Below are 11,979 nucleotides of genomic sequence, written 5' to 3' on the forward strand. Positions count from 1 at the left end.
GAATCTAGCGTCTATTAACGGTTAAGAGTATCATATACCATGATATTTAATTCAACAAAGAGTAATCGATGAGCCGACAATTTTTGGATTTTGAGCAACCCATTGAAGAGTTGAATCAAAAAATTGAAGCACTCCGCATGGTTGGAAGTGATAATGAAGTTAATTTAAGTGAGGAAATTGCCCGTCTTGAAGCTAAATGCTCTGAGCTAACGGCTAATGTTTTTTCGAGTCTGGAGCCTTGGCAAGTGGCTCAAATGGCGAGGCACCCGCTAAGACCACAGACTACAGATTACATTGAACATATCTTCACTGATTTTCAGGAGTTGCATGGGGATAGAAGCTATTCTTCAGCGCCCGCTATTATTGGAGGCTTGGCACGATTGAATGATGAGCCTGTTGTCGTATTAGGGCACCAAAAAGGTAAGCGTACCAAGGAAAAAGTATATAGAAATTTCGGTATGGCACGACCTGAAGAATATAGAAAAGCCTTGCGACTGATGCAAATGGCTGAAAAATTTAAAATGCCGGTATTTACTTTTATTGATACTGCTGGAGCTTATCCAGGTATTGGGGCAGAAGAACGAAACCAATCTGAGGCAATTGCGCGTAATCTTTTTGCCATGTCGCGCTTAAAAACGCCTATCATCTGTACGGTTACTGGTGAGGCGGGTTCTGGTGGTGCTTTGGCTATTGGAGTCGGTGATAGAGTATTAATGCTGCAATTTGGCATTTATTCCGTGATTTCACCAGAAGGTTGTGCCTCAATATTATGGAAAGATGCTGCAAAAGCCAGTGAGGCTGCTCGTGCTATGGGAATTACTGCTGATAAAATATTTGAAAACAAGCTGGTAGATATGGTTATTCCTGAACCACTAGGTGGGGCTCATCGTGATCTGGATGACATGGCCAAAAGATTAAAACAAATATTGATTAGTGAATTGCAGGCATTGAAAAAAATACCTGCTGATCGATTAATCGAATTGAGATATCAGAAGTTTATGGCAATGGGGGCATGTGAGTAAGCTGTTATTGAGCACGCCGTGGCTTGCTCAACTGGAAGAATATGAACGATTAATTGTAGGGTTTAGCGGTGGACTAGACTCTACAGTCTTGTTGCACCTTCTTGCCTCTTATTCCTCATTACGCAATAAATTGTTCGCCGTACATGTCAATCATGGCATAAGCCCCAATGCATTATCCTGGCAAAAACATTGTTCTGATTTTTGCGATAATTTAGCAATTGAGTTTTTCACTGAATCTGTTGATTTCGATCGCTCAACAAATATAGAAGAGGGCGCGCGAAATGCCCGCTATAAAGTGTTTACTTCGCTATTAGAAGCTGATGGATGTTTGCTTTTAGGGCATCATTTGGATGATCAGGCGGAAACACTCCTCTTACAGCTGTTCAGAGGCACTGGAATAGATGGTTTGGCAGCCATGCCTGAATCCGCAGCTTTGGGAGCAGGGAGCTTGGTCAGGCCTTTTCTATCACATACGCGCAGGCAAATTGAGAACTATGCCGTAAATAATCATTTGACCTGGATTACGGATGAAAGCAATGACGACACGTACTATTCGCGTAACTTCCTAAGACAGCAGATTATACCTCTGCTAGCATCTCGCTGGCCGGGGGTTGCTGGCAATATTGCCAGAACGGCGGGACATTGTCAGCAAGCCCGTGTTAATCTTGACGAGCTTGCGCTTCAGGACTGTCCTGAGTTAAATCGCACGCTCCATTCGATTTTTATTGAGCCAGTAAAATCGTTGGGTGTTGATCGTATTGCTAACATATTGCGTGTTTGGTTAAAAAAAAATCAAATTCGTTTGCCTTCTACAGCAACTTTTCAACGTATTATCCATGAAGTGATTTTTGCTGGTGAAGACTGCATGCCTGTGGTCAGTTGGAATAATATTTCTATTCGCCGTTATCAGTCTTATCTGTATCTTGATAAAATGAAAGAGGCTATTCTGCCATCATCTATCGAATGGACTGATTTTCCTAGCCCTTTAAATTTAAACGATACTGGGTTTGTCATGACTGCCAAAAAAGCTGATGAAGGATTAAACATACCTGACAATGCTCGAATAACGATAAAATTTCGGCAGGGGGGAGAACGCTTTTCCTGGCATGGCCAAACGAAGCAATTAAAAAAACTGTTTCAACAATGGGGAATTCCGCCCTGGCTTAGAGACAGAATTCCACTTCTTTATATTAATGAGCATCTCGCTGCTGTTGCAGGCCATGCCGTAAGCGATTTATTTTTTACTAAAAACTCATCAACGGCCTGGAAGTTATTAATTAATTATTAGTACTCATCGGCATTCTCCGTGAAAACAGTGTTCTGAATTCCAATTGTTAATATAATGTTAATTAATGTTGACTATTTCTAGTGTTTATTAAAATTAATTTAATAATTAAAATAAATGTAAGGCACATTGAATTTTGCGTAAAGTGCTTATTGTTATCGCCTCGCAATTATTTTTAGTGTCTGTAGTACTGCTTTGGGTGATTTTAATTATCCATTGCTGTCTCACTATCCGTTTTAGGAGTATTTAAATGCCTTTATTTTATGTGAGCTGGTTATTAAGTTATATTTCAATTGCCTCTTTTTCTGCAACAATAATCACTCCTGCCTTGCCGGAAATTCAGTATCAGTTTGGCTTGCTTCAAGGGCAAGTTGAATGGATGGTTTCTGCTTTTTTAATTGGTTATGTTATCGGACAATTAATCTATGGGCCATTAGCCAATCGATTCGGCCGTGTTATCGCCTTACGTATTGGTTTAGTAATTAATTGTATAGGTGTTCTGATATGCCTTATTGGTATTAATCATTATTCCTTTGGTTTGCTTATTTGGGGTCGTTTAATTAGTGCATTAGGGGCTGCTAGTGGTTTGGCCTGTACTTTTATGCTTATTAATGAGTGGCTCCCACCGGAACAAAGAAAAACAGCTATTGCCTATACTATTTTATCGTTCACTTTGGGTATCGGGAGCGCTGTGATTCTCGGAGGGATTATTACTGAATACACATCCTGGACCTATTGTTTTTATTTATTGCTAGCGCACGGAGCTATAATGCTTTGGGGAACCAGGGTTTTTAGTGAAACCTTAACAACCCCCCAACCATTGAATTGGAAGGTTATTATGATAGGTTATAAAGATGCCTTGAATTCTGGTACTTTAGTCATTTACTCCATAGTTGTTGGCCTATGCTCCGCTATTGGTTATTGTTTTTCAGCCGTAGGCCCACAGATTGCAATTGATTTATTCAAATTATCACCAGCGGAATATGGGTATTGGAATCTCTTTAATATGACGGGAATGTTAGCCGGAGGATTGTTGGCGAAATTGTTGCTGTTGCGATTTTCTGGGAATAATGTAGTGCAATTGGGTTTGTCGGGGACTGTTTTAGGCCTAAGTTGTTTACTGTTGATTTCCTGTTATCAGCTTACTTCAGTGATTTTGTTTTTTTCCTGCACCTTATCCTTATATCTGTTCAGTGGATTGCTTTTTGCCGGAGGTTCATTCATTGCATCCAATTCTGTTGCCGATAAAGCCAGTGGTGCTGCCATGATGAGTTTTATCAATATGGTTACGGCAACCATTTCGGTGATTGTTATTGGGTGGATAAGTACTAATTCCTTGATTGGTTTTGTAACTGTATTGGCAGGATTATGGAGCCTCGTATTCGTTCTTTTATTAGTTCAAACCTGTTTTACAAAAAGAATAGATAGAATACAGCTAGAACAGAGAGAAGTAACCCGTATTAGACGAAGTCGTAATACAGGAGTCAGGATGTAATGCTAAGGAACATCAAAAGGAGCTCAGTACATTTTTTATCGCTACCCCTGGATCAACACTCAGGTAAATTAACAGCCAATCCACCCATTGATGTTTCTTTATAGATGCTTTGCATGTCCATACCGGTCTGTTTCATTGTTTTGATAACTTTGTCCAGAGATATGTGATGTTGTCCATCACCAATCAAAGCCATACGCGTTGCATTCACGGCCTTGACTGATCCCATGGCATTTCGTTCTATGCACGGTATTTGTACTAGTCCCAGTACTGGATCGCAGGTCATCCCCAAATGATGCTCCATTGCTATTTCGGCAGCGTTTTCAACCTGAGCGACAGTTCCTCCAAGAACAGCAGTCAGGCCAGCTGCTGCCATTGATGAAGCGACGCCAACTTCTCCCTGGCAGCCTACTTCTGCTCCTGAAATTGATGCCCCTTTCTTATAGAGTATGCCTATGGCTGCAGCAGTGAGAAAATAGGTGTATACATCCTCATTGCTCATTTTGTCATGTGCTTGCTGACAATATTTGAGAACTGCCGGAATAATGCCTGCGGCTCCATTGGTTGGAGCAGTTACAATCCGTCCGCCCGCTGCGTTTTCTTCATTAACAGCCATGGCGTAAAGATTTAACTGATTCATGATGTCTGATTGTTCAAAAACGCTTTTGACTCCTTTTTGCTCCATCAGTTTTTTATACAAATCAGGCGCACGTCTCTTTAAGTTAAGGCCACCTGGTAATATTCCGTCGTGCTTGCATCCGCTGGCTATACAATCATCCATTACTTTGGCAATAGCGAGAATTCCTTGATGAATTTCTTCGGTGCTTCGCCAGGTTTTTTCATTAGCCATCATGAGTTCAGCGATGGTCATTCCATTCTTTTCGCATAATTTTAACAGCTGGTCGGCAGTTGAGAATGGAAAAGGAGGCGGTGCTCCGTCTTCAGTGGATTGGTTAAAATCTTCTTCTGTTATAATAAAGCCGCCGCCAATTGAATAATAAACCTGGCTGCTTAAAACAGTCTCTTGTTCATCAAACGCAATAAAGCGCATTCCGTTTGTATGCTTAGGCAGTAATTCTTTTTGTAGAAACAAAAAATCGGTTGCTTCATTAAAAGGAATGTTTTTTTTGCTTGCCAGATTAAGGGTGTGAGTGCTCAATATCTCGTGCATACGCGGCACCATTGATTCTGGCACTACGGTTTCTGGTGCTTTGTTTTCCAAGCCGTTTAATATAGCCTTGTCAGTACCATGACCTTTACCGGTCAAAGCCAGGGAGCCATAAAGCTCTACTTTAACCCGTTGTGTCTTGTCAAAAACGTGCTGTTCTTCAAGCAATTGTAAAAATGCATTTGCGGCAGACATCGGGCCTACTGTGTGAGAACTTGAGGGACCAATACCTATGGAAAATAAATCGAATACACTGATGTTCATACTCTTTAAATCTCTTGTTCTAATTAGTGGCAAGTGTAGAAGGATATTGGCTGTTTGTCTATTTGTAATTAAATCATGGTGAATACTGGTAATTTTACATGAATTTAGGCAGAATGAATGGGCATTTTTACAATGTTCTATATCTTTCGATATTCAATTAAGGAAGATATGTACTTAAAGAAAGACTAAAAGGGGATTGTTTATGAAGATGAAATTGGTCACTGCGGCCGTCATGGGGCTGGCAATGTCAACAGCAATGGCTGCAACCGATGCTACCTCATTACCTACTGATAAAGACAAACTGTCTTACAGTATTGGTGCTGATTTAGGAAAAAATTTTAAAAATCAAGGTATTGATGTTAATCCAGAAGCATTAGCTAAAGGAATGCAAGATGGAATGACTGGTGCTCAATTAATTTTGACCGAACAGCAAATGAAAGATGTTCTTAATAAATTCCAAAAAGATTTGATGGCAAAACGTACATCTGAATTCAACAAAAAATCAGACGAAAATAAAGCTAAAGGCGAAGCTTTTTTAGTTGAGAATAAAGGCAAACCTGGTGTAGTAGTGTTACCAAGCGGTTTACAATATAAAATTATTGAAGCTGGCACAGGCGCAAAACCTGGCAAGAACGATACTGTTACTGTTGAATATACCGGTCGTTTAATTGACGGAACTGTGTTTGATAGCACTGAAAAAACTGGTAAACCAGCAACGTTTCAGGTGTCACAGGTAATTCCCGGTTGGACTGAAGCATTACAATTAATGCCTGCTGGCTCTACATGGGAAATAGTTGTTCCTTCAGCTCTGGCTTATGGCTCACGCAGTGTTGGCGGACCTATTGGACCAAATGAAACATTAATTTTTAAAATTCATTTGATCTCCGTGAAAAAAGCTGCAGCATAATTAACTGCCTATTCACCCTGGATATTCTGATTCAGGGTGAACTCATTTCTTCATCATTTCTCTTTGTGTGATCTAAAAAAATGAACAAACGCCTCTTTATCGTTTTCATTTTAGGTTTTTCTTCAGGCCTGCCCATGGCGTTGATCAGCAGTACCTTACAAGCCTGGTATGCTTACAGTGGTATGTCCGTTCTTGCTACAGGGGCATTGAGTCTGGTGAGTCTTCCTTATGCTTATCGCATTTTCTGGGGACCAATTTTAGATCGCTATTCATTATTTCAGCTGGGTAAAAGACGTAGCTGGATTTTGACTATGCAATTTTTATTATTGCTTGGCTTTAATTTAATGGCCTGGTTTACCCCTGAAGAATACCCCAGGCTTTTAGCTTTTCTCGCTTTAATACTCGCTTGCTTTTCTGCTACTCAGGACGTCGCAATTGATGCCCATAGGGCTGAGTATCTTCCTGTACCTGAACACGCCTTGGGAGCTTCCCTAGCTGTTTTGGGTTATCGATTGGCCTTACTGTTATCCGGCGGTCTTGCTTTAGTGATGGCAGGGCATTTTGGATGGGCGTTTACCTACAGATTTATGGGATTATTGATGATAGTCGGGATGGGGGCTACTTTATTTAGTCAAGAACCTTCTGTCGAAATTAATGAGAAAACCAATTTTGCTCTTTCTTTTATCTTACCTGTTAAAGAGTTATTTAGTCGTCCGAAAATTATTTATTTATTAATGTTTGTCTTTTGTTATAAGTTAGGTGAGGCCTTTACGACCACAACCAGTGGTATAGTTATGCCATTTTTGATTCAGGGATTGGGATTTTCATTAGATACTATTGGCTATATTAATAAAATGTTGGGAATTAGCTCCATATTGTTAGGAGGATTAACGGCAGGTTTTATTCTGATGAAGTATTCTCTGTATCGTTCGTTGCTTTTGTTTGGATTATTGCAAGCATTTACAAATGTATTATTTGTTGTTTTAGCCATGACCGGAAAAAATACACTGATGCTGGCCATTGCCGTAGTTTCTGATAATTTTGCTGCCGGTATGGGCTCAACCGCCTTGGTTGCTTTGTTTATGCGTATAGTAAACAAACAATTTACTGGAACCCAATTTTCTATTTTAGTCGCTTTATCCACATTGCCACGAATACTCTCAGGTCCTCTTGCTGCCAGTATTCAAATGAATATTGGTTGGGTTGGCCTATATCAGCTGTCCGTTCTATTGGCTTTGGCTTTTATACCATTTCTCGTGTTGATTAAAGATCAAACGAATCAAACGCAGCAACAAGAAATAGGATTAAACGAAGGGAATTTTAATCCTATTGGAAAGTAACCATCGTTCAAACCCTAAATCTGATCCCGAAAATCGCTGACGCCAAAAATAATATTTTGGCGCAGGATTGATTCTGGTTCATAGCATATTGCAAGCTATTTTACTTTTTTTAAGTACTCAATAGAGCCTTCGGTAATTGCTTTTAAATGTTGAGTGATTTTATCTGCATCCCAATTCCACCAGCAGAGGTTGGTAAGGAACTCGATAGACTCATCATCAAATCGTTTTCTTATTACGCGGGCAGGGTTTCCACCAACAATCGAATAAGGAGCAACGTCTTTTGTAACGAGACTGTTCGTTCCAATAATGGCGCCATCGCCAATTTTAATTCCTTGCATGATGGTGGCTGAATTACCTATCCATACGTCATTTCCAATGATTGTATCGCCTTTATTTACGACATTCATCGAAGCTTCTGACCAGGAATCACCAAATACTTTAAATGGATAAGTTGAGACTCCATCCATTGCATGATTGGAGCCATTCATAATAAATCTAACGCCTGTGGCTATTTGACAAAATTTGCCAATAATGAGCCTATCTCCCATGAATTCAAATAAATAAAGTGCATTTTTTTCAAAATTATAAACATCTTCCGGATCATCATAGTAGGTGTAATCTCCTACAATAATCTGTGGGTTTTTTATGATGTTTAAAAAAAACGGTTCTTGTTACTCCTTCAATGGGGTATATGCTATTGGGATCAGGAATTGTTTTATTAGATATAAACTTCTCAATGATTGTATTTATTTAGTGCAGATATTGTGATAAACATTGGCGATTATCTCATAAATTCTCGAAGATAAGGATATTTGGAAATAGGATTAGGACTAATAGGTTAATAATTCCTTAATCCTTTTCATATAGGATGATAAGCATTATCGGCAAACAATAAGTAAATACTCGAGATGTATTTTAAATCTGAATTAGACGACTTGATCATAAGGGTTGCTGACAATACATACAGCCTAAAGAAGATTCCAGGCACTATAATTGCCACTAATGTGAACGACGAAAAAGATATTTGGCATGCTAATAATGGATCTTTGAGTTTAGAAAACGTAATAACGTCAGATGACAAATCGACTCAACATTTTAAAATTTCGCTAGCTGTTGCTGCGGGAAATATGTACCTCCTTCTGCTAGGAGAGCCACAGCCAAAAATGTCTTTGGGAGTTGATAATAAAGGGAATTATTGGCAGTTATCAAAGCATGTTGATCTCTTTAAAGAATGGGCTGATTGTGTTGAAGACGATGGGAATCAATTACGTATATATGGGAAGTCTATAATCAGTGGATCAACTCATGTAAAAGAGCAACACGCTACACTACCAATTGTTAAGCTAACAGAAATTTTGATTGCCAGTCTGTTTTTAAATGACGTTGACTTAAATCCCGGCAATTTTGGATTGACCTGCACGCATAACCAGCTTACTGCCGTTAAAATTGATCCTGAATGTAGTTTTTATCACTATTTTACTGATGATGAAGTGACTGTGAATTCAATCAGAAAAAAGCTAATGTATTATTTGGTGGGTGAGCACCATTCAAAGGGGCTTTGGGAAAGTATTAGTGACAATTCCGGAAATTTTAAGGATGAGCTTTTGTATCTTTTACATAGCGAAGAGGCGCATAAAGAAAAAATGGATTTTCTATCCCGCTTCACCTCGATGGATGTCAACGGAATAACCAGTATTGTTATGGATCAGGTCGTTGCAAACACAGACGATTTAATCTCACTAAAATTGCAATTGATTGAGAAGATTAAACAACGATTTGATTTATTCAAGAGTGCCTATGAACATATAAAGGATGTACCATTCCAGTCAATTATTAAATTAAGCACTGATGGAGATTTATGGGTAGATGAGTTAGAAGAATATGCTGACAGTACTCTTTCATCCGATGATTCAGAGGATGAGTCTTCAGATCAAAATTTTATTGTTGTAAATAAGCGCAAATTAAGCGTTTCACACTCCCCCAATCCGACTGAGCTTAAAATAATGAAATATGATTTAGGCCATTGTTTTTTTCATAAGCAATCGGTCGAATCTTACCAGGATATACAAAACAATTGGGGCGTGACCCTGCAGAATATTGATGCGGGAATAGATGTTCTTTCCTGCTGTGATTCACATCAGGGGCTTCAAGATAAGGACGATATTGATGTTGATGTATATTTCAATTTTTAATCTTAAGTATTAATAAGGAATCATATTGATTATTTATTCTGTAATCATATTAAAATTATGCCTTTATTGATTAGGGGAGATGTAATGCCAAAAGACAGTAAAAAACTTGTTAGTCATGATGTTTCTAAATTAAGAGATCTTCCAGGTTCTTATACTGAACCAACGCCTAATACCTCCTATTCCGTTGGAGATACTCACGGTAATGCCATCGTATTAATAAGATACTTGTATGAGGCCGGAATTATCAATATAGATCAAAAGGCTTATGATCAATTAATAGATATTTATGCTCTTGATGCAGAAACAAAAGTAACTAAATTAACTGCCAAGCACTGTGAACTATTCAGGGATATCGTAAAAAAAGGATTTGCTGCGGCTCATGTGCCTGAAGGCATTCATGTGCGCTGTTTTGGGGATATGCTCGCTGATCGGGGCAGTAATGATATCTTAAATCTCATTGTTCTAACTGAGTTACGAGAGAGTTTCCCTAATCTACGCGGCACCATCTTAATTTCTAATCATGATAAGGCACTTTTAGGTAACTACTTAAAGGGGATGTTGCTGCCTGGAAAAATACCATCAATTGAATTAAACCCTTGCCATTCATTAATTCGCTTGAAACAATTAATCGATAAAAAAATTATTCCTTATGCTGAAGTGGAGAAGATGCTTCAAACGGCTTATCTTCCTGCATTAAAGCTTGTTGATTATGTGCGAACGGAAGACGGTGGTATTGATATTATGGCACATGCACCCATTACGCCTAATATGATTGAACAAGCGATGAAGACCTTTCTTCCTCCAGAGAAGCGCCTGGATATTTATGAGTCGGTCGATAATATGGCGCAGGTTTTAGATGAGTTAAATGCGGTGTTTCAAAATGGACTTACAGATAAAAATAGCCTTATGTATAAAGCAATCATTGGGGCACCAACGAGTGGTAACCCAATCAAGGCATTTTTGTGGACACGCCTGAATGATCTGGAACTTTTAGAGGCGCCTAAGAAAACAAACTATAATCTACGTTTTCGTCATGGTCATGATGGTGAGCCCGGAGAACGAGTCATCCACGGAATTTCATATATTGGATACAACAGCCTTCTTGGTAAAGCAAGTCCTAGACATTGGGGCCAGGCAGAATCAGCACTCTTAACTATGAGTCATATACAAGGCGGTACTTCAGAGGAAAAAAATCACGCCATCAATGAAGTGTTAGCTGTTCAAATGGAACCAACTCTTATTGTAGATGAATATAGTGTAGAATCAGGAAGTATCTTAGAAAATATTATTGAGCAAGAAAATGAAGCTGTTGTAAAAAGTAAAAAGTCTACAGAAAAAGAAATACCGGAGAATACAGGCCATTCGTCTCTTGATGCGCAAAACGATTTAATTAATTTTAAATGTCAGGCGATCTTAAGAATTAACAGTTACATAAATAGCAGAGGCAGTTACTCTAATACTGATACTTTTGATAGCTTTTACACTAAGGTTGCAGAAGGGCGTAACCTTCTTCGTAGTACTTTCGGCTTTTTCTCGGTAGATGTTCCTCAAGTGAATCTGGCAAAACAATTAAAAGAAGAGATTAAATTGATGACTCTCAACAATTTTAATGATGTTTTGGCTGGTATTAAGGAACAAGAGAATGACATTACTGTCCGCTTACCTAATAGTAAAGAATACCTCAGTCTTATCAAAGCTATAGGTTCCGATTTTGGCGACAGCCCTTTAAAAGCACTCTTGTCCTCCCCAAATCAAAACAAAGGAGTTTTGTAAGGAAATGATTTGATTTTTATAGCTCTGTAGCCTTGATGAAGCCAAAGGTATAATCAAGGTCTCCACTTTGTGATGTTGCTATAAATGGCTTATGGATTTAGGAATTTTGCAAATTACAGGGTGCGTGTTAAGGTGCTCTGCGGGTGATTAAAGCTTCCCCCTTTAATGCGAAAGAGCCGAAAGAGCCTGTATTATTACAATAAAAATCAAGAGGCTATGTGCGATTATGAACTATTAAGAACTGTTGCAAAATAGTTCATTGGTACCGAGGGTCGGAGTCGAACCGACACGATGTCACCATCACCGGATTTTGAATCCGGCGCGTCTACCAATTCCGCCACCCCGGCACATAGGCGCATTATAACAAAGATACAGATACTAACAATGGCTTTAATGAAATTATTTAAATATCCTGAACTGTATTATCAATTTGGTGGTTTTATTATGTTCTAATAGAGTTTTTTTATTCTTTATTCTTTATTCTCTTCGTGTTAGTCATTAAAACGGTACTTACATGATGAATAAGGATAGAACTT

9 protein-coding genes and 1 tRNA gene are annotated in these 11,979 nt (G+C 38.8%); 7 read left to right on the forward strand and 3 right to left on the reverse strand.

Translation table 11 applies throughout. The features are described from left to right. Positions 1 to 68: 68 nt before the first annotated feature. From Q0495_RS04495 to Q0495_RS04505, 3 genes are all read left to right on the forward strand, one after another. Positions 69 to 1,022, forward strand: a complete 954-nt coding sequence (locus Q0495_RS04495) for an acetyl-CoA carboxylase carboxyltransferase subunit alpha (protein WP_298623571.1) — start codon at positions 69 to 71, stop codon at positions 1,020 to 1,022. Next, complete coding sequence (gene tilS, locus Q0495_RS04500; RefSeq protein WP_298623573.1) at positions 1,015 to 2,310, forward strand: tRNA lysidine(34) synthetase TilS; 1,296 nt, start codon at positions 1,015 to 1,017, stop codon at positions 2,308 to 2,310. Before Q0495_RS04495 ends, tilS begins: the two co-directional genes overlap by 8 nt. Positions 2,311 to 2,557: 247 nt before the next feature. Beyond that, complete coding sequence (locus tag Q0495_RS04505; RefSeq protein WP_298623575.1) at positions 2,558 to 3,802, forward strand: MFS transporter; 1,245 nt, start codon at positions 2,558 to 2,560, stop codon at positions 3,800 to 3,802. 52 nt (positions 3,803 to 3,854) lie between these two features. On the opposite strand, the gene Q0495_RS04510 is transcribed toward Q0495_RS04505, so the two are convergent. Then, complete coding sequence (locus Q0495_RS04510; protein WP_298623577.1) at positions 3,855 to 5,231, reverse strand: L-serine ammonia-lyase; 1,377 nt, start codon at positions 5,229 to 5,231, stop codon at positions 3,855 to 3,857. A 202-nt stretch (positions 5,232 to 5,433) separates the two neighbouring features. Between Q0495_RS04510 and Q0495_RS04515 the strand changes: the two genes are divergently transcribed. Together Q0495_RS04515 and Q0495_RS04520 are read left to right on the forward strand one after the other, a co-directional pair. Next, positions 5,434 to 6,138, forward strand: coding sequence for an FKBP-type peptidyl-prolyl cis-trans isomerase (locus tag Q0495_RS04515; RefSeq protein WP_298623579.1), 705 nt, complete (start codon positions 5,434 to 5,436; stop codon positions 6,136 to 6,138). 80 nt (positions 6,139 to 6,218) lie between these two features. Next, on the forward strand, positions 6,219 to 7,478 hold the full coding sequence (locus tag Q0495_RS04520; protein ID WP_298623581.1) for an MFS transporter: 1,260 nt from the start codon (positions 6,219 to 6,221) through the stop codon (positions 7,476 to 7,478). A gap of 95 nt (positions 7,479 to 7,573) precedes the next feature. Here Q0495_RS04520 and Q0495_RS04525 read toward each other — a convergent pair whose 3' ends face one another. Next, entirely contained in the window at positions 7,574 to 7,966 is a 393-nt protein-coding gene (locus Q0495_RS04525; protein WP_298623583.1) for a CatB-related O-acetyltransferase, read from the reverse strand. A gap of 420 nt (positions 7,967 to 8,386) precedes the next feature. Between Q0495_RS04525 and Q0495_RS04530 the strand changes: the two genes are divergently transcribed. Together Q0495_RS04530 and Q0495_RS04535 are read left to right on the forward strand one after the other, a co-directional pair. Further along, positions 8,387 to 9,670, forward strand: coding sequence for a hypothetical protein (locus tag Q0495_RS04530; protein ID WP_298623585.1), 1,284 nt, complete (start codon positions 8,387 to 8,389; stop codon positions 9,668 to 9,670). An 84-nt stretch (positions 9,671 to 9,754) separates the two neighbouring features. Further along, positions 9,755 to 11,443 carry a hypothetical protein gene (locus tag Q0495_RS04535; protein ID WP_298623587.1) on the forward strand — a complete coding sequence of 563 codons (1,689 nt, stop codon included), beginning with the start codon at positions 9,755 to 9,757 and terminating at the stop codon, positions 11,441 to 11,443. Between the two features lie 260 nt (positions 11,444 to 11,703). Here the strand turns inward: Q0495_RS04535 and Q0495_RS04540 are convergent. Beyond that, positions 11,704 to 11,790 (reverse strand) — tRNA-Leu (locus Q0495_RS04540). Between the last annotated feature and the right edge of the window lie 189 nt (positions 11,791 to 11,979).

It is taken from the genome of uncultured Legionella sp., from assembly GCF_937871865.1.
Lineage (GTDB): Bacteria > Pseudomonadota > Gammaproteobacteria > Legionellales > Legionellaceae > Legionella.